The organism is Roseateles amylovorans (genome assembly GCF_025398155.2).
Classification (GTDB): domain Bacteria; phylum Pseudomonadota; class Gammaproteobacteria; order Burkholderiales; family Burkholderiaceae_C; genus Roseateles; species Roseateles amylovorans.
Genome location: NZ_CP104562.2, coordinates 2206042 through 2224673 on the forward strand (window position 1 = coordinate 2206042; position 18632 = coordinate 2224673).

At 63.6% G+C, this 18632-nt stretch carries 12 protein-coding genes; 6 read left to right on the top strand and 6 right to left on the bottom strand.

All coding sequences use genetic code 11. From position 1 onward, the window contains the following. Positions 1–313 precede the first annotated feature (313 nt). Positions 314–979 carry a helix-turn-helix transcriptional regulator gene (locus tag N4261_RS09475; protein ID WP_261759908.1) on the top strand — a complete coding sequence of 222 codons (666 nt, stop codon included), beginning with the start codon at positions 314–316 and terminating at the stop codon, positions 977–979. Positions 980–1038: 59 nt separating this feature from the next. On the opposite strand, the gene N4261_RS09480 is transcribed toward N4261_RS09475, so the two are convergent. Continuing rightward, positions 1039–2628, bottom strand: coding sequence for an alkaline phosphatase D family protein (locus tag N4261_RS09480; RefSeq protein ID WP_261759909.1), 1590 nt, complete (start codon positions 2626–2628; stop codon positions 1039–1041). A gap of 175 nt (positions 2629–2803) precedes the next feature. Between N4261_RS09480 and N4261_RS09485 the strand changes: the two genes are divergently transcribed. After that, positions 2804–3064 (top strand): helix-turn-helix domain-containing protein, encoded by a 261-nt coding sequence (locus N4261_RS09485; protein WP_261759910.1) that lies wholly within the window; start codon positions 2804–2806, stop codon positions 3062–3064. A gap of 110 nt (positions 3065–3174) precedes the next feature. On the opposite strand, the gene N4261_RS09490 is transcribed toward N4261_RS09485, so the two are convergent. Together N4261_RS09490 and N4261_RS09495 are read right to left on the bottom strand one after the other, a co-directional pair. After that, the gene (locus tag N4261_RS09490; RefSeq protein WP_261759911.1) at positions 3175–3672 is read right to left on the bottom strand and encodes a disulfide bond formation protein B; all 498 of its coding nucleotides are present in this window, start codon (positions 3670–3672) and stop codon (positions 3175–3177) included. Then, a complete protein-coding gene (locus tag N4261_RS09495; RefSeq protein ID WP_261759912.1) occupies positions 3672–4148 on the bottom strand; it encodes a RidA family protein in 477 nt (158 codons plus the stop codon). The genes N4261_RS09490 and N4261_RS09495 overlap by 1 nt, the downstream gene beginning before the upstream one ends. Positions 4149–4274: 126 nt before the next feature. Between N4261_RS09495 and N4261_RS09500 the strand changes: the two genes are divergently transcribed. From N4261_RS09500 to N4261_RS09515, 4 genes are all read left to right on the top strand, one after another. Then, on the top strand, positions 4275–6893 hold the full coding sequence (locus N4261_RS09500) for a DNA internalization-related competence protein ComEC/Rec2 (protein WP_261759913.1): 2619 nt from the start codon (positions 4275–4277) through the stop codon (positions 6891–6893). A 121-nt stretch (positions 6894–7014) separates the two neighbouring features. After that, a complete protein-coding gene (locus tag N4261_RS09505; protein WP_261759914.1) occupies positions 7015–7488 on the top strand; it encodes a hypothetical protein in 474 nt (157 codons plus the stop codon). A 298-nt stretch (positions 7489–7786) separates the two neighbouring features. Then, positions 7787–10657, top strand: a complete 2871-nt coding sequence (locus tag N4261_RS09510; RefSeq protein WP_261759915.1) for a TrlF family AAA-like ATPase — start codon at positions 7787–7789, stop codon at positions 10655–10657. Positions 10658–10924: 267 nt separating this feature from the next. Further along, entirely contained in the window at positions 10925–11143 is a 219-nt protein-coding gene (locus tag N4261_RS09515; RefSeq protein WP_261759916.1) for a hypothetical protein, read from the top strand. A 13-nt stretch (positions 11144–11156) separates the two neighbouring features. Here N4261_RS09515 and avs1c read toward each other — a convergent pair whose 3' ends face one another. From avs1c to avs1a, 3 genes are read right to left on the bottom strand one after another with little or no spacing between them, the layout of a single operon-like run. Continuing rightward, a complete protein-coding gene (avs1c, locus tag N4261_RS09520; protein ID WP_261759917.1) occupies positions 11157–11408 on the bottom strand; it encodes an AVAST type 1 anti-phage system protein Avs1c in 252 nt (83 codons plus the stop codon). A gap of 26 nt (positions 11409–11434) precedes the next feature. After that, positions 11435–17263, bottom strand: coding sequence for an AVAST type 1 anti-phage system protease Avs1b (gene avs1b / locus N4261_RS09525; protein ID WP_261759918.1), 5829 nt, complete (start codon positions 17261–17263; stop codon positions 11435–11437). Beyond that, positions 17260–18435: an AVAST type 1 anti-phage system MBL fold metallo-hydrolase Avs1a gene (avs1a, locus tag N4261_RS09530; protein ID WP_261759919.1), complete on the bottom strand. Its 1176-nt coding sequence runs from the start codon at positions 18433–18435 to the stop codon at positions 17260–17262. The genes avs1b and avs1a overlap by 4 nt, the downstream gene beginning before the upstream one ends. Between the last annotated feature and the right edge of the window lie 197 nt (positions 18436–18632).

Here is an 18632-nt window from a genome sequence, read left to right on the forward strand (position 1 = left end):
TCGAACCACGGGCAGGCGGAGCGTTCCGCGATGGCATCGTTTTGGTGCCTGAGGCTCGCCTGCAGCCTCATCGGAACGCCGATGGACGCGTTGCCGCCGTGGTCCGCCGGTTTGTCTGAGGTCGGAATGGCAAAGACGCTGAAAACCCGACATCCGGTCCCCCCCGGCCCTAGGGGTTCCGGCCATGCAATCTCCGCTACGCAAGCGCAGTCCGATCTCCTAACATGAGACTTGGCACTGTGATCGCCGACAAGCAACCCCGACAACCGTCGACACGGGCCGCGTTCCACATACCTGATCAGCGGAGGCAGAGATGGATGGAATGCTGGGGAGGTCCCCGGAACTCGGATGGCTGACCGCTTACCGCGGCCCTGAACGGCGACGCGGCGGACCGGACAAGTGGTGGCGCCATGCGCTCGACGAGATCGACCTGGGTGTGTGCCTGGTCGGCCTCGGCGGCAAGCTGCTGTATGCGAATTGCACCGCGAGGGACCAGCTCGGCCCCCGCTCGCCGCTGCAGATCGTCGACGGGCTGGTGAGCGCCGGCCTGCGGCTCGATCAGCAGCGGCTGGAGCAGGCCCTGCTCGATGCGCAGCAGCGCAGCCTGCGCCATCTGATCTGTCTGGGACGCGGCGCCGACCGGCTGGCGCTGTCGGTGCTGCCGATGCAGGAGGCGGGCGCGCCGGCCCAGGCGCTGCTGGTGCTGGGCAAGCGCAATCTGTGCGGGGAATTGCCGATGCTGGCCTTCGCCCGTGAACATCAGCTCACCGCCGCCGAACAGCAGGTGCTGCAGGCGCTGTGCGAGGGGCTGCAGCCGCAGGAGATCGCCCAGCGCCACGGCGTGGCCATCTCCACCGTGCGCACCCAGATCGCCAGCGTGCGCGCCAAGACCGCGACCGAAAGCATCCGTGAGTTGGTCGCGATGATTGCGCAGCTGCCGCCGATGCAGGGTGTGCTGCGGGCGATGGAGTACCGCTGAGGTGCGCGGCGTGACCCGTCGAGCGGGTCGCTGCCCTCACCATCGAATGCGCCGATGCATCAGCCCCGATGTGGCGCCAGCGTCTTGCTGTAGAGCGAGGCGCCGACCAGGTCCTTGAGCGTGACCGTCATGGCGCGGGTCTTGGCGTCGATGTCCACCTGCCCGAAGAACTGCATGCCGTTGGTCGGCGGTGCATTCACTTCGTTGGGGGCCTTTTCATAGACCACCTGCATGCCGAAGGTCGCATCCGGCTTGTTCGGTCCGAAGCCGCCGGCATGCAGCGGGCCGGAGACGAATTCCCAGAAGGGCAGGAAGTCGCTGAACTTCGCCCGCGTGGGATCGAAGAAGTGGGCGGCGGTGTAGTGCACATCGGCGGTCAGCCACACGATGTTGTGGAGGTTGGCGCGCTTGATCTCGCTGAGCAGTCGGGCGATCTCGAGTTCGCGGCCCTTCGGCGCGCCGTCCTCGCCATTGGCGATGGCTTCCCACTTGTCCTGACCCTGCGCATCCTTGCCGTCGTTCACCTGCAGGCCGATCGGCATGTCCGCCGCGATGACTTTCCAGACCGCCTTGGAGCGCTTCAGGCCGTCCAGCAGCCATTGGAGCTGCGGTCGGCCCATGAAGGTGCTCTCGGCGTTTTCCTCGGTCTGCAGGTTGGCGCTGTTGGGGCCGCGGTAGCTGCGCATGTCGACGACGAACAGATCCAGCAGCGGTCCCTGCGGCAGGTGGCGATAGACACGCTCCGCCTCCGCATCGCCGAAGCGGCGCATCGGGGCATATTCCATGAAGGCCTTGGTGCCGCGCGCGACCAGCAGCGGGACGTTCTTCTCGGTGTAGCGCTTGTCGGCGCTGAGGTCCTTGCTGTCGGAATAGTTGTTGGTGATCTCGTGGTCGTCCCATTGCCAGATCTGGGGCACCTCGGCCGACATGCGGCGCACATTCGCATCCATCAGGTTGTAGCGATAGCGGCCACGGTATTCGTCCAGCGTCTCGGCGACCTTGCTGACCTGCTCGGTCACCAGGTTGGTCCAGAGGGTGCCGTCGGGCAGCTTCACCTCGGCGCTGATGGGGCTGTCGGCATAGATGGTGTCGCCGGAATGCAAGAAGAAGTCGGGATTGATGCGGCGGATCTGCTCATAGATCTTCATGCCGCCCCAGGATTCGTTGATGCCCCAGCCCTGGCCGACGGTGTCGCCGCTCCAGGCGAAGCGCACATCGCGCATTGGCCGCGTGCCGGCGGCGGCGGGCAGCCGCAGATGGCCGTTGACCCCTTCGGACATCACCCGCTCGTTGTGCAGGTCCTGCAGCATGACGCGATAGAAGATCTCCTGGCCCGCAGGCAGCCCACGCAGGTCGACCCGGCCGGTGAAGTCGCTGTCCTCCAGCAGATGCGGGCCGCGCACTTTCTGCGCCTGGGCGAAGCTGGCGGTGGTGGACCATTCCAGCCACATGCGGGCAGGGCGGTCGCTGCGGGTCCAGATCACGGCGGCATCGGACAGCGCATCGCCGCTCTGCACGCCGTGCGGCATCTGCGGGCGCATGCCGTCCCGGGTGATCATCGCGGGCGCCTGCGCACGAACCGCCTGCGGCAGGATCAACGACGCACCCCCGACAAGGGCGCTGGCATTCAGGAAGCGGCGGCGATCCATGGCATGACTCCGGTCAGATGCAAAGCCGCCGATCGTGGCGAGGTGCGATGACAGGTCCGTGAAGGACGCCGCGGTGTGGGCGATCTCAAGTCCGGTGATGCAGCAGTCGACGGATCGCAAAGACGGGTCATGTCCCCACTTGTTTGTGTAGGCGAACTCAGCTCAGATGCCCCCCATGCGATTCATCTACAGCTCAACCGCGTCGACCGGCAGCCGGGTGCCTGATCCGGTGGTGGCCCTGGTGTTCCAACAAGGCATGACACCGGCCCAGGCCTGGCGCACCCATCTGGGTCTGGCGCTGGACGCGGTGGCGGCGCGGCTGGGGCTCTCGCCGCCCGACTATGAGCAACTGGAGCTCAGCATGTGGCTGGCGCGGTCGATGCGGGCGCGTCTGGCCCAGGTCTTGGGCATCGAGGCCGGCCAACTGGACTTCTGAAGGCGGCCGCCGCCACGGCCGGCCTGCTCACAGTCTGAAACAAGAACGGGACCCGAGGGTCCCGTTCGTTTGATCTGCATCGACATGCGCAGGGCGCCGATGCACCACCATCAACGCCGGTTCAAGCGGCGGTGCTTCACGGACAGCAGGCTGAACAACGCAATCAGCGTGAACAGCAGGCCGCTCCAGATCTCGTAGGGCTGGCCCAGCAAGGTGTAGGCGGAAGCCTCGCTGCAGGAGGCGGTGACCATGAAGACGGACGGCCAGCGGGCCTCGAGATCCAGCGCAGTCAGCACCCGGTCGGCGAAGGTCATGTCGCAGCTCGCCAGCTTGGCGGCCACCTCATGCTGATACCCGGCCGCGACCAGCCCGGCCACCGCCAGGGCGCCCACCAGCAGCAGCGACAGCACCCGCGCGGCGCTGAAGCGTTGCAGCAGCCAGCCCAGGGCGCTCACCACGGCGATCAGGATGAAGATGCCGCGCTGCATCACGCACCACGGACACGGCTTGATGTCGAACTGATATTGGGCGACCAGCGCGGCGGCCAAGGCCGCGACCGAGGCCAGCGCGCTGAAGGCCAGCGCGCGGGAAGGGGTCAGCGCGCTCATCAATCAGCGATCTCGGCGATCAGTTCGATCTCGACACAAGCGCCCATCGGAATCTGCGCCACCCCGAAGGCACTGCGCGCATGGGCGCCGACCTGCGGCCCGAACACCTCGCCGAACAGTTCGGAGGCGCCGTTGGTCACCAAGTGCTGTTCGGTGAAGTCGCCGGTGCTGTTGACCAGGCTCATCAGCTTGACGATGCGGGTCACCTTGTTCAGATCGCCGACGGCCGCGTGCAGCGTGCCCATCAGGTCGATGGCGATGGCGCGCGCGGCGGCCTTGCCGGTGGCGGTGTCGACATCCTTGCCCAGTTGGCCCACCCAGGGCTTGCCATCCTGTTTGGCGATATGACCGGACAGGAACACCAGGTTGCCGGTGCGCACGAACGGCACGTAGGCGGCGGCGGGCACGGCCACCGGTGGCAGGGTGATGCCGAGTTGCTGAAGACGGTCGTAGACGGACGCGGTACGGGTGCTCATGGGACTGGGGTCGGTGATGACGGGAGTGGGTGGGAGACAGGGCCCGAGAAGCCTCTCAGACCATCGCTCGAATCCTACACCCCGGCCTGGGCCTGGGCACTGACGCTGTCGGCATCCCTGCTGGGCATGGGGGTGGTGCAGACCTGGGCACGGTTGCCTTCTGAAGCCGAGTGGGTCGGACTCATCGGCATGGTGATCGTGGCGGCGGTGGGGTGTGTCGTGCTGTCGACCTCCGCCTTCCGGCGGGCACGCCTGCGATCGCAGCGTCCCTGTCCCTGGCCTTGGCCTTGGCCCGTGCGCTGGCTGGCCTGGACGGTCCTGGCGACGGTGTCGGGCACCGCGCTGACGGCCGCGCGCGCCCACTGGCGGCTCGCCGAACTGTTGCCGGCGGCGCTGGAGGGCCAGGTCGTGACGCTGACTGGCCGCATCGCTGGACTGCCGCAGCGGTTGAGCGGCATCGGTGGCAGCGAGGGATGGCGGATGCGGTTTGACGTGGACGGCGTCGCTGGATCCGTGGAAGGTGCGCCGCCGCGCTTGATGCTGTCGTGCTACGGCATGCCGTCGATCCCGCGGGTGGGTGAGCGCTGGCAGTTGGACGTCAAGCTCAAGCGGCCTTACGGACTGATGAATCCGAAGTCCGGCGATGCCGCGCTCTGGATGCTGGAGCAGGATCTGCCCGCTGCGGGCAGTTGCCGCAGTCGCAGCCAGCAACGCTTGTCCGACGGGTCCTGGCTGGGCGTGGACCAGGCGCGGCAGGCCTTGCGCGACGCCATCGATGCACGTGTCAGCGACGGTCGGGGCGGCGGCGTGCTGGCCGCGCTGAGCCTGGGCGACCAGGGCGCCGTGCGACCCACCGACTGGTCGCTCTACCGGGATACCGGTGTCTCGCACCTGCTGTCGGTGAGTGGCCTGCATGTGACCATGTTTTCATGGCTGGCCGGCCTGCTGGGCGGGCGGCTCTGGCGGCGCAGCAGTTGGCTGTGTCTGCACTGCCCGGCACCGCGCGCGGCGATGTGGATCGGCACCGTGGCGGCCGGGCTGTATGCGGTGTTCTCCGGCTGGGGCGTGCCGGCCCAGCGCACCTTCGGTCTGGTGCTGACGCTGTCGGTGCTGCGGCAGGTCGGGGTGCGCTGGCCGTGGGGCCTGAGCCTGGCGGTGTCGGCGCTGGCCGTCGGACTGATGGACCCTTGGGCGCTGACCCAGCCGGGGTTCTGGCTGTCGTTCTGCGCGGTGGCCTTGCTGATGGCCAGCGGCGTGCCGGCCGAGCCGGGCCTGTCGGGGGCGCTGGCATCGACCGTTCGCGCGCAATGGACGATCACGCTGGGCCTGGCCCCGCTGACGCTGCTGCTGTTCCAGCAGCTGTCGATCATCGGCCTGCTGGCCAATGCGGTGGCGATTCCATGGGTGTCGTATGTCATCACGCCGCTGGCAATGCTGGGCGCGGTCTGGGCGCCGCTGTGGACCGCCGGCGCCTGGATGGTGGCGGGCCTTCATGCCTTTCTGGAGGCACTGCGCGGGCTGCCGCTGGCCGTGTGGCATCTGCCCTGGGCGCCTGTTTGGGCGCAGGCGCTTGGCTTGGTCGGTGGGGTGATCGCCGCATTGCCGTGGGCCTGGACCTGGCGGCTGTGCGGCGTTGCGCTGGCCTTGCCGCTGCTGTGGCCTCAGACGCCGCGTCCACCGCCGGGCGTGCTGGAACTCTGGGTGCCGGATGTAGGGCAGGGCGGTGCGGCGGTGCTGCGCACGCATCGCCACACGCTGCTGTTTGACGCCGGCCCGCGATGGGGCCCCGGCGCGGATGCCGGCGATCGGGTGTTGCTGCCATTGCTGCGCGGCCTGGGCGATCGGCGCGTGGATCTGCTGATGGTCAGCCATGCAGACCAGGACCATGCCGGCGGCGCCGCCAGCGTGCTGGACGGGCTGCCAGTGGCCCGACGGCGAGGTGCGGTGCGGGGCGCCCAGCCTTGCGTGCGTGGCGAGGCGTGGACCTGGGACGGCGTTCGCTTCGAGGTGCTCTCACCCGAAGCGGGCGAAGCGGATGAGGCCACCGATCGACGTCGGAATGGATCCTCCTGCGTGCTGATGGTGGAGGCGGGCGGGCGACGCGTGCTGCTGACCGGGGACATCGACATCGCACGGGAGCGGCGGCTGCTGAGGCTCTACGGGGATGGGCAGGGCGCCGGTGAACTGAGTGAGCGACGTGGGGATGCCGATGGGCGCGCCATCGACGGGCCGGTGGGCGGTGAGGGCGGTGAGGGCGATGAGGGCGATGAGGGCGATGAGGCGGTGCCGAGCGGGCTGCGTGCGGAGGTGATGGTGGTGCCGCATCACGGCAGCAAGACGTCGTCGTCGCTGGCGTTTGTGCGGGCCGTGGCGCCGCGGGTCGCGGTGGCGCAGTCGGGGTATCTGAACCGCTTCGGCCACCCTCGGGAGGAGGTGGTGGCGCGTTATCGGGCCCTCGGCACGACCTGGATCAACACCGTGGATTGCGGCGCCTGGCAATGGCGCAGCGATGGACCGCTGGCGACACAGGCGCCGGAATTGGGGTGCGAACGGTCGCGGCGGAGACGGTATTGGTTGCGACCGCCGATGGCGTTGGTGGATGCGGAAGACGGTGATGAGGTGACCGAGGACCTTAATCTGGAGTCAAATGATTCACACGATGTCTCGACTTGCGATCGCTGCCTCCTCTTTGCTGGCGCTGGCCGCCCTTCCGACGGTCGGTCACGCCCAGGCGGATCTCCGTGATGCGGCGTCCCTCAGGTTCGACAGCGGGTTCGCCGGTCCACCGGCCCGCACCTGGCCGACGGATGCACCGCCTGTGCGTTTCTATTTTGGTCCTGGTGCCTCAGCGCCTTCGTGCGGCCTGTTGGTTGCGTCCGGTAAACAGGTGGTGCCGCTGGTGGAGCCCGATGAGGGAAGCGACTTCCCGCAGTGCATCGGTGTGCCGGCCGCCATGGTGCTTCGGCAGGGCCAACAGCGCTTCCTGCTGCTTCGGGTGAAGCAAAAGGACACCCGTGAGGACATCAGCCTGAACGACATGCTGCTGCTTGATGCCGGCGGTGTGCCGCAGGCGCGGGACGATCTCTCCGGGACAACCGCACCCGACGCCACCCAGCCGCTCACGCAGGTGGCGGCCTGGCTGCGAGCGCGGTGGGCCAATCAGGCGGAAGCGGAGCAGGGTGCCCGCGCGCTGCAGGAGCACACCGCCATCCCTGCGAGCGTGTGGTGGCCACCTCGGCGTACCAGCAAGGCGCCGCGTCGTGGTTTGTGGTCCTGCTGCAGGCACCTAGCCACTCAGGCGGCCGAGAGGAAGTTGCCTAGGATGCTGAGGGCGTTGTGAACGCTGTCAACACGGGTGCTACGCGTTGGGGTGCGATAGCGCATTCAGGGCAATAGTGGCCGACGGGAGAAATCATTCTTGCGCGACATGGGCGGCTCCAGAGTCATGAGGCCGATGGCCGATGGCCGATAAGGAGCAGGATAGCCTCTGGCTCGACATGGAGGTCATCGACGAGCTGCCGAGTACAGACTGATTCGAAGGGCCTCGACGCAAGTCGGGGCCTTTTTTCCTCGTGAGGCTCGGATAGGATGGGTTGAGAAGCTGGCGTCACCAGTCCAGCAAACCACGGGGAGTGGAGATGAGTACCTACGAGGGGATGCGCTGGGTCAAGTGCGACTTTCAGGTTCAGACACCCGAGGACGCGGCTCACTGGGCTGACGCTGAGACCGGGCTACCGGAGCCTCGTCGACCGCTCGTAGACCAGCCGCCTGGTGCCGACGGTGCCGCAGGTCCTCGCAAAGCAGACGAAACCCCCATCCAGGCGATTGCGCGCCGGTTCCTGATGCGCTGCCACGAAGTCGGGCTGCAAATGGTCGGTATCACCGACCACAATTTTTCTCAGAAGACAGACTCGCGAGACTGGTTCCTGACGCACCTCGTCGAACAGAACCGGAGCGTGGCCCGCGAACTTGGGCGTGAGCCAATCTCAATCTTTCCGGGCTTCGAGGTGGACATTGGGTATCACGTGCTGTGTCTTTTCGGGCCGGCAAGGACTCAACGTCACATCTGGCGGGTGAATCAAATTCTGACCCGACTTGGTCTTGTGGAAGAGCGGCGCTTCGTGAGAGGGCTTCCGCAGGAGCTCCGCAGCAACAACGAGAACGTCAGCCTCAAGACGCTGTTGGAGGTCGTGCAGGGCGAGCATGGCGGCATGGTGATTGCTGCCCATTCGGACCAGAACGACGGCCTTCTTGAGAACCCTCGGAACCGGCACGACTATCAGTTGGCGCAACTCATGGCGGTCGAGGTGACTACTCTGCCGGTCCCAGACCGCTACCGAGACATTTTGGCGGGGCGCGACCGCGACTGGGGCCGGGCCGAACGTCCACTGGCGCTGGTTATGTCATCAGACGCCAAGTCTTTGAAAGTCGACCCCCAGACCGGCGAAGTTGGGCCAAACGCGCTGGGTTATCGCCACACCTGGGTCAAGATGTCGAAGCCCTCGATAGAGGCGTTGCGCCAAAGTTTCCTCGATTCGGAATCCCGCATCCGTCTGAAGGGGCCAAGCCCCACAGATGTGCAGAACCACCCTCGAATCATTTCCGTTGAGGTGCGCGGCGCAAAGTTTCTTGATGACTTTGCGGTGTCGTTCTCCCCGAACTTGAACTGTGTCATCGGCGGCAGGGGCAGCGGCAAATCGACATTGATCGAGTACCTCCACTTCGCACTGAACGATGGTCCGGAAGTAAGCAGGACCGAGGACCAATCCCTTCAGAAGAAGAAGACTCAGTTCGTCAACTCCCTCGCGGGTGGCGGTGAAGTGCGGGTCGCGTTCGAGACTGCCCCCGGGCTCGAAGACGTGCTGGTCTACATGCCGGGCCCAGCCGGGCAACCAATTCGGAGGCTGGAGGGTCGTGAGGTCACAGACCTCGGAACTGTCCTGCGCCAGTTGAGGGCCAGCTTTTACAGTCAAGGTGAGTTGAGTCGCATGACCTCCGGCGCAGGCGGCCAGGCTCACGTGCTCCGAATCATCGACGCCGCTGCCGCGATTGAGCTACAGGCAAGTTGGACGGTGGAGGCGGAGCTAAAACTGCGCCTCAACGCGTCGTTCCAAGCTCGGCGAGACGCTTCAGAGCTGGACTCACGCCTCCAGGTCATCAATCAGGAGCTACAGGAACTCGACCGGCAACTGGAGGCGCGTAAGGCGGTTCGGGACGATTCGCGCAGGCATCAAGGCGCCGTGGAGGCTCAGACCTTCTTAGAAGGAGTCCAGGACTCCATCTCTGAGGAGGTTGAAGGATTGGCTTCGTCAGCTGCGGCCCTGCGCAATCAGTACGCTGTGGAACCGACAGGGCACTGGCCGATGTCCGAGTGGCTCAACGAAAGCATCGCGAAGGTGAACGAGGCGCGAGCCTCCCTCGCCGGAGAAGTCGATGCAGCGCTGAAGGTGTTCCGCGGGAAGCTGGAAGAGGCTATCGGCGCCGACGCGTCGGCCGGCTTCCTCCAGGAGGTCGCCAGCATCAGTCAGGCATTCCTCCAGGCCTGCGAAGAGAAGGGGCTGCGACCGGAGGACATCAGCAAGCTGACGGAACTGTTGGAAGAGCGCAAGACCAAGGAAGCGGAACGACTAAGGGCTGTCGAACGATGGGATGCGGCGCGCACATCGGCGGCGTTGCTCCCCGAACTGCTGCAGCACCTGCACCAACTGTGGCGACAACAGTTCGCAATCCGTCAGCGCATGGCAGAGAGCATTCAGCAATCGATGTCGCAGATGGCAAGGATTCAAACCTCGTACATGGGTGACTTCGAATCGTTCATGACGCAGTGGCGCCGGGTGACGCCGCAGGATGGCCGGGAGAAGCTCGCGAAGCGCTGGGATGACCTTGGCAGCGCCGTGCACCATGGCTGGCGCGTTCGCGCGAGCGAAGAGAGCCCCTGGGAAACGATTGAGCTTGCAGAGGTTGACCCCGACCTGGCCAGTCAGCTTTCGACGCAGACGCGGGATGACCTGCTGCCATTGCTCACTGCCCACCTGAAGAGCAAAGACGTCAGCCGGATATGGGAGGACGTGAGGACGACTCGCGTGGGAGACGGCATCGATGTTGAGCTCGTCACTGACGGTGGTGTTGTCGTCGGCTCGATGAACGGTTCCCTGTCCGAAGGCCAGCGCAATACGCTGTTGCTGAACCTGCTCCTCGCTCGCGGCGATGGCCCCATCGTCATCGACCAGCCGGAGGATGAGCTTGACTCAAGCTTCATCTACAAGAACCTGGTGGACGATTTTAGGAAGGTCAAGTCGCGGCGACAGCTCATCGTGGCAACGCATAACGCAAACCTACCGGTGAACGGGGATGCCGAACTTGTGCTTGCTTTGAAGGGCGAGGCCGGCCGCGGTCGCATCCAGGTCCAGGGCGGGCTTGACCGGAAGGAAGTGGTGGAAGCCGTGCTCGACATCATGGAGGGGTCGGAGCAGGCCTTCCGACGGCGGAGCGAGAAGTACCACTTCTAAATTCGATTCGGGATGCGGGGACACGGCCCCCGCTACGCGGCTTCTGCCATTTGCATAACTCACCCCAGGCGACGCGTATGCGATTACTGATTGCGAGCGCCGTCAAAGCATCGTCCCAGGGATAAAGGCCGGTCGCTTCATCGTCTCAGGCGCATAGCGTATGGGAGAGAGAAGCGATGAAAGGCGGAGCTGCTGAAACGGATTCGTGAGTACCCACCGGCGTCCCTGCGCCCAGGAAAGCAAAGGTGGGATGCTCCGGCTTTCGACTTGGTCCGCTCCCTTTCAGAAGAACAGCTGGGCGCATTGGTGCCGCTGCTACAGCTTGTCCTGATGGAGGGTGTAGCGGACGTGCTCGGCGTCATCGACCCAATGTCGGGAAACGAGGAGTGCGGCGACCTCGAGGTCCGAGACGTCAGGACGGGTGACCAGCTCGAATTCCTGCAAGGGGCCTTCCTCCGGGAATGCGCCGCCCGCGGCTTCGACTAGGTCCGACCAGTCTTCAACGGCCCTTGTCGTCCACAAGTGTTTCGCCGAGGTCCATGTCCCGCATCTGGTACGCCATGTTTGCGTTCAACCGCGCCATCTCATCGATGCTCAGCAGGTCGATGCGACGGTTGGGCAGGTAGCGGACGTTGGCCAAGCTTTCAGGCCCGCGCAGCCCTTTGGAGAAGTGCATCAAGCCATTTTTCAGCAGCTCACGCGCGTAGTTCAGGCGCTCTTCAAACTGGGCCCTAGTCAAGGGCGTCTGCATCGACGTAAACATGGGTTGGTGGCTCTCTAGTACTTAGTCAATATCGCTCGGGTTTCGCCGTTGATGCGCAGCGTCCAGCGCAACTTCGAACCGCTGGGCAGGGACAGAGCATCTCGCTCGATGGCCAGTAGAGCGACCTCGTGTCGCCGACTTGAGGCCAAGCTCGTCACGGTGTCCCCACCCCTCCAATGGTATCGAGTCGTGCTCGATGTCTGCGCCCCGGCGAGCTCGAGGAACCGAGGCGTGGGTACCGCGGGGCTGATGGAGCCGAAGTAGGCGATGGCCGGCCTTGCTCTGCCGCAGACAGAGATTGGCTCATCAGCTCCTGGCCGAGGCAGTTCGGTCGCCTTGAACGTAGGGGGGTTGTGCAGTGGCGGTCGAGAAGGCCCTGGTGGGTCGAGATGCGCGACAAGTTCCACGTGCTCCGTGCGATGTGCCATTTCTACGAAGCACTGCAAGTCGAGGAAGACGAGGTTGCCGTGCGACGGCAGATAGCTTTGTTCTTGGCCATTCTCCAGGCACGTCACTAGGCTTGCCAGTAGTCCTCGGCCGTTATCGGGCTCAACAAGGCTTCCCGGGTTATATGCCCTGAGGACAGCCTCGGTCCTTGCCAACTTGCTGGCAGGCATCGGCTGGAAGAGCGCGACGCTTAAAGCATATCGAACCGCCGAAGCCCAACGACCGGTTGCAAGGTCGGGCTTTTCGCGTCCGCCCTCGGCAACTAGCGACTCAAGCGCACGAGCCATGTCGACCGTGAGCGGCGAGGATGAGGCTTCCATCTGGAAGGCGAAAGTTCTGAAAGCATCTTCTGTCATCACTCCGAGGTCGAGCAGTTCACGCCAGGGCAAATACAGAGTCGCCGGTACGTACCTGGGCGGCGCGTTGTCATGCGCCCTCGTGGGGCTATGGACGCTTTCTAGGAAGCGTTCCTGAAGCGCTTTGAGCGCCGCCGCGGCCGAGCCGTTCCCTCTCTTGCTCGCGCGCTCGGCGACACGCATCAGAACGGAATACCTGCCCACGTGACGACACTGCTCCAGCACTATCGCAATGTCAACGTTCGCCTCTATGCGCTGCCAGAGACCGACTGGGTTTTCACGAGAGAGGATGTCCAGCACTGCCGAGGCGATGTCTGCCCTGTTCCTCTTGTCCATGGAAATGGCTAGGCGGGCAATTTTCGAGAGCCAGTCACCATCTGCGCGCGCGAGCCAGAGCATCATGGCCGCCCCGCCGTCGCGACGCTCCCAGGAAGGGTGGTCCACTGTCCAGAGCAAGAGTTCGAACAAGGCTTCCGATGCAGCGCCAATCTTGCCCGTCCCGATGTAGGCGAACGCTGTTGAAGCTGCTTCGCCCACGATTTCCCTGACGTGGTCGATTGCGACTTCGAGCAGCGCTGCCTGCTGGGCGGCATCGACTTTCCCTGCCACTAGGTCGATGAGGTGGGTGGCCATTGCCCAGCGTTGCGTATGACGCTCCTCGATGACCAGAGGTCCGTACAGCCTTGCAAGCTTGTCGGCATCCTGGACGTTGGCGCCGATAAGTCGGTCCGCCTCTTGGCCGGAATGGGTGCTCGACCAGACTGACCAGCCTCCTGCCTGCAGTGTCTGCAGCGCTCCAACTGCCGCCTCAGCCGCCGCTGAGAAGTTCCGCCGGACTGCCTGCGAGCGTGCGAACGCAAGTCGAGCATCGGCGTCCTTGACGGCCGACCGCTTGCCAAACGTTCCAGGCATGTAGAAGCGCTCGTCTTCAACCATCTCGGCTTCGGGGTCGCTGCTTCTTTCCCGCGAAGGTTCGGCCTTGGACACGGGTGCGTCGCCGCCTGGTTCGTCGCGCAACCCGAAGCTGGATGTCAACCGTTCAATCTGGCGCGCGTCGAGCCCAGAGCTCGCCTCTCTCAGCATCGCGGCAAATGCTGGCCGCGCCTCTGGCGTTAGCGCAGAAACCAAGGCGCGTAGCAGCAGCCATGCTCGCTCAGTGTTTAGCGAGGTAACAATCGAGCGAATTCGGGCTTTGGCTTGAGCGAGGTCTTCAGGGGCACTTGTTAGCTCCGTGATGATGACCGCGTACTCTCGACCCCAGTCGGTCAGATGCCGCTCGTCGCCGTGCTGGAAGACTTCAAGAAGGGCCCAGCGCAGCCGCCAGTCCGCCTGGCCTCGGGCGTACAGCAATACTGCGAGCAGTGCTGCCTGCTCCTCCAAGGCTGCACCCGGAAAGCGCATGCCAACCAGAGTAGAAATGCGGTCAAGGTTTCCGGTCGTCGCCTGGGCGAATAGTTCGTCAAGCGTGCCGCAGCTTTGGTGCTGGAAGTACCTGACAGCATCAGCAAAAAGCTCGCGCCGACATAGCTGCCTGATGAGTCTGCCCTTGTCCGCGCGGATGAACCGCTGAAATGTCATCTCGCCCGTAGCGCGCTCGAGCAAACCCGCCACTTGGACAAGCGACGAAGCCGGCACGGGCGAGGTGGCAGGAAGTGCCTCCAAGGTGCCGGACATCATGGAAAGTTGGTCTTCCTTGTACCAGCCTGGCCCCATGGAGACCGACAGCACCGACTGGTAGGTTCTAAGCGCCTCTTCAGGGGCGTTCAGCCGCACTAACAATGGAACAATCTGCAAAAGCTCGGGCACTAGCTCGAGACGGTTCTCGACATTGGCGGCAACATAGTCTCTCCAGCGCAGAGTAAGTCCAAAGACCTGGTCTGAGTCCGGACCTTCTGGGACGCGCGCGATGAAGAGCCCAAGAACCTCTTGGAGAGTCGCCCGGAACCCCTCGTTGTATAGGCCGAGCTGCACGTCGAAGCCACGCTCAATCGCGTCAAGCAGAATCGATTTTTTAGTCGGGAAGCAATCGAGCAGTAGCTTGGTCAGGCGAGCGTACAGTGGCGGTAGCAGCTTCTCGGGAATGAAATAGCTGTCGTCCCACCAAACCCGCGATTCGAGGTTGAGCGCAAAGCAGGGAAGAAGGGTGTCTTCGATGAACGACCAAATGGAGTCGAGCCCCAATTGGTTGTTTGTTGCTGTGGCTCTTCGAGCCTTTCCATCGCTCCAGGCAACGGCACGTGCTATTGCATCGAGAGAGCCTTCCCAGTCTTCGCTCGTCGGCGCCTGCACGGGTGGAGCGGCCGCTTCGTCCCCAAGAAAGTAGGAGGCTCGGACGCGCAACATGGCTCCTTCGAACAGGTCGGCGTCGGGGTCTGCGCGGTTCTTCTTATAGAAGGGAAGGCTGCCGTCTCCTAGGTCTACGCCGTCCGAGTAAGCTTCGACGAGGGAGGGGCCCGCACCGGCTTCAATCAGCGTGTCTGTGAAGACGAACCGCCGGTCCTCGGTTTGCAGCTCGGCGCCTATAGCGTCTTCAATGTCTGAGAGCACAAGGTCGACCACTTCTCGCTTGAGCGCGATGCCGTATTGTTCGCAGTACATCTCGGCGTGGGCGAGGGTCTGCAGGAATACAAGAAGCTGGTGACGGACGTCAACATCAGCCGTCACGCCCCACTGGCTAAAGGGGCGATAGTTGTCCTTAAGGCACAGCGACGCTCCCGCCATCTGACCCGTCAGCTGGCGAAGGATTTCGTCACCTTCGTCCTGCGAGAAACTGCTCTCTGCGTGTCGCAAGATGCCATAAACGATGCCACCGATGAACCGCGAGAACGGTGGGTCATCGCCTGCGGCCTGCGCAAGCGAGAAGCCATGCAGTCGCACTCTGACTGCGGCGAGCAATTCTCCTGCCTTGACTCCATCCGGGGAGCCCAGCTTCTCGAAGACTGAACTTACCTCGCGCTGGACAAGGTCCAACAGGTTCAAAGCCTGCTCGGTGCTGCCGTGCTGCGTTAGAGCATTTGCGACGGCAAACGCCTCATCCGAGGAAACTACAAGGCGCCCATTGCGGACAACATGCCGAAGCGCTGCCTCAGTTTTTCCCAAAGAGACGAGCGCCAGAGCCACCAACTCTGCCGTCTGCGTGAAGAGCACGTTGTACCGAAAGGTCAAACGCTGGGAAAGCAGCAGCAGGCGGACGATGTCGGTTGCCGTCCCAACCTTGGTGGCGGATGCGAGCGTGTCTTCAATGTCTGCGAGCAGCACATCCGGCTCGACGCCGAGTAGGACTGAGTCGTCCACCCAAGTCTGCTGACAGGCTTGAATCGCCTGCTGCTCGGGCTGGAGACCGCCTCTTAGCCCGTGGTAGACCTTGTTCAGAGTGCCGTAGTCGCCGCTCTCTCGGGTACCGCAGAACTCGGCCAAGCGCCCATGCACCCAATCGGCGATGGTCGATGTCTTGTGAACCACATACTCCGAAAACGAAGGATGGTAAATCGCGGTGCTCTCCGCGTTGGCGAGCAGGTGGCGAACGCGGAGGAGGGTCGACGTGAACACCCCAGCCTCGGCAGAGGTCAGCATGGTGGTCAGGGTGCTGGGCGGAATACCCCAACGCAGGCGAGCAATGATGCCTAGCAGATTGATAACGTCGTCATTGGGTACGAGATTGGCCCAGATGGTTCCGTAGTAGTCCTGAATGGAGCCGCTGAATACAGGTAGCTCTGCGATGTCACCCTGGGTCGCTCCGCTGTTCACCAAGTCGGCCAAGTACCGAAGGTAGAGCGGGTGACCCAACGCTCTGTCGCAAAGCGTCGCCACGAGTTCCGTCGTGACTTTGTCCTTGTGTAGCAGGTTGATGCAGACCCCATACTGGATGTCGCGGTCGAGCGTAGGCAGGGTTAAGCGGTCTGCACCCTGCAGGATTGCTCCGATGCCTCCGGCGATGGCATCCAGCCCGACGCCGGTGATGACCATTACCAAGCCTTCTGGTAATGACTGTGGGAGCAGGTTGATAAAGCGCTTGAGGGTTTCGTCCCCTGCGGCAGCTGCCTCGTTGATACCGTCGATGAACAGCACACCGACCTTGCCTGCCTTCGTGCATCGGCTTGCCAAGCCCTGGAGTACGTTAGCGGTCTCGTCGATGAGCTGGCTGTAGGAAAGCTCCATTAGTCGGGCGGGCTTGCCCGTCGCCCTGGCAGAGAGTAATGAATTCGCCCAGTCGAAGAAGACCTCCGGCTGGGCCTGGTGCGCAGGAGTCGAGCCGCGAGATGTATCGGTGAATGCGTAGACGCCGAGTCTGTCTAGTTCGGGCGCCTTCGGCCTGAACTCCCGACAGTAGGTAGATTTGCCGACGCCGTGTGACCCGTCGAGAAACACGTATCCGCCGCGCTTCTTTGTCAGTGCCGCTTCGAAGAGCGCGTCAAAAGCCGGTCGCGTTCCGAATGGGGCAGGGTCTTCGTCGCCGTCCCGTTCATCGGGCCCCCAGTCATTGGCTTCAAGAAAGGGCTTCAACGCTTCGAGGCTTAAGGCGCCAATGGCGCTGTCGACGTTGAGCCGAAGCAGGCCCTTGCAGACACTGCCCACCACGAGCGCTGAGCCGGAGAGTCCGCGATAGTCTGAAAGGTGTGTGCCGGGCTCGACGGACAGGTCTAAGTCAACACCGTGTGCGCGCTCGGTTAGGACTTGCTGAACCTCGCCTTTGATGATGTGGCCCAATTGGAGCTTTGCCACCGGGTAGCCGAACGCAAACCATTTCTCGCCTGGGCGCAGCCCTCGAACGTCGATTGGAATTGGCTCGACATCGAGCGGGGCAGCCAGCTGTAACAGGCAGACATCGAGGTCCTCGTCGTGGGCACCAACAGCGACCGTGTGCTCAACAGCTGACGAGCCAATCCCGAACAGCACCTTGATTTGTCCACCGGCGCGAACAGATGCTTCGACGCAGTGATACGCCGTCAGAACTTGGTCTGCGGCGATGAGCCACCCAGTTCCGGACTCGTCCTCGCCGAGCACCTGGCATGTGGCCTGCTTGATTTCTTCTTCAGTCATGAGTTGGTCCCTCCCAGGTGAATCCAGTCGTTCTCAGCGACATGAACGCTGAAGGCTGCGCCGGACCTTGATTTGTGTGTCTGGAGCCGCTTGGATGCTGCTGTCTCGTAGTTGAAGAATAGGTGCCGTTCAAAGGCTGCCGGTCGGTCCACGATTTCAGCCAGCACCTCGAAGTCTGGGTGACCGTGCTGGGTCCCGTCAGATGAGACGAGGAAACGCGGCGCATCCACATGCTCCAGCAGGTCTACGCTGGTGTTGTGTAGGCTTCCGTGGTGCGAAATCTTGATGGCGTCAAAAACGACTGGTGCGGATGCTGGATGTAGCGCCCGCAGCTTGGTCACTACGTCCTCCGCCCATGCGTCACCCAGAAAAAGCACACGCTCGGTGCCGGTGCTAATGATGAGCGAGATGGAGCTGCTGTTTGGGATGGATGTGTCCGGCGTGTAGATATCAGCGAGGCGCTGGCTGCCGTTGGCTGCGATTGGCTTAGCTTGGGGAGCAGGCGACGCATGCACGGCGGCGCACCACATTTCGTAGGCATCGTCGAGAAGGTCGCTGGGATGCGAGGACCCTTTGTAGCCCAGCTTTCGCACCTCGCGCAGCCAAAGCTCGCGCAGCTCACCGAGTCGGCCGGTCGTCGGCCCGATGACGTGGATGACTGCCCCCAGCAGATGCGACGGAGGTGTCTGTTCGCTGATGCAGCTCGAGCCGACTCCCTTGTTCCAGAGGTAGTCGTTTTGGCGCAGCAGCCTAGCGAGCGAGCTTCCCTGTCTGGCACTGATGGGGTTTGGCGCCGGGGACGTAGAGCCCTGGAAGCCGCGGCGCCTAATGGCTTCCAGGACCATCCGGTCATGCAAGGCATCAGGCAATGCGCTCGGCGCCGGCAAAGACCGAAGGCTGTTATGCCAGACGGCATCAACCTCGATGCCGCGTCTACCGGATGGCCCGTTCAGCGAGAAAAATTCTAGTAGGCCACCGATGTGGTCCGCGTCGATGTGGCTGCAGACGACCAGGTCAAGGCGGCCTCCGGCCTTCGCAAGGACCGCTAGGTCGGACGCGATGAAACTTTGATAGGTGCTGGCGAATCCAGCATCGATAAGGATATGTGAGCCGCCGGCGTCAACAAGGAAAGCGTCGCCGTTCTTGGCGGGGTACATCTTCAGTTTCAACATGCACGGAGCGGACGAGCTGTGGTTCCTAGCGCCTACTGTACTCATGCTAGGTTACTCGTATATCGAACGTCGTGCGGTGTGACGCGCCGCCCGGCAGGCGGCTCGGCCGGGCGCTCACGCCTTCATCCACAGTGTTGGTGATGCTTCGGCCAATACCAATTGAAATAATGCACGTCTCGACATTCGCGAGACTGTAG

Excerpts from the sequence above, each read along its gene's own strand:
- N4261_RS09475 (WP_261759908.1), top strand. The coding sequence starts at position 314 with ATGGATGGAATGCTGGGGAGGTCCCCGGAACTCGGATGGCTGACCGCT.
- N4261_RS09480 (WP_261759909.1), bottom strand. The coding sequence starts at position 2,628 with ATGGATCGCCGCCGCTTCCTGAATGCCAGCGCCCTTGTCGGGGGTGCG.
- N4261_RS09485 (WP_261759910.1), top strand. The coding sequence starts at position 2,804 with ATGCGATTCATCTACAGCTCAACCGCGTCGACCGGCAGCCGGGTGCCT.
- N4261_RS09490 (WP_261759911.1), bottom strand. The coding sequence starts at position 3,672 with ATGAGCGCGCTGACCCCTTCCCGCGCGCTGGCCTTCAGCGCGCTGGCC.
- N4261_RS09495 (WP_261759912.1), bottom strand. The coding sequence starts at position 4,148 with ATGAGCACCCGTACCGCGTCCGTCTACGACCGTCTTCAGCAACTCGGC.
- N4261_RS09500 (WP_261759913.1), top strand. The coding sequence starts at position 4,275 with ATGGGGGTGGTGCAGACCTGGGCACGGTTGCCTTCTGAAGCCGAGTGG.
- N4261_RS09510 (WP_261759915.1), top strand. The coding sequence starts at position 7,787 with ATGAGTACCTACGAGGGGATGCGCTGGGTCAAGTGCGACTTTCAGGTT.
- avs1c (WP_261759917.1), bottom strand. The coding sequence starts at position 11,408 with ATGCAGACGCCCTTGACTAGGGCCCAGTTTGAAGAGCGCCTGAACTAC.
- avs1b (WP_261759918.1), bottom strand. The coding sequence starts at position 17,263 with ATGACTGAAGAAGAAATCAAGCAGGCCACATGCCAGGTGCTCGGCGAG.
- avs1a (WP_261759919.1), bottom strand. The coding sequence starts at position 18,435 with ATGTTGAAACTGAAGATGTACCCCGCCAAGAACGGCGACGCTTTCCTT.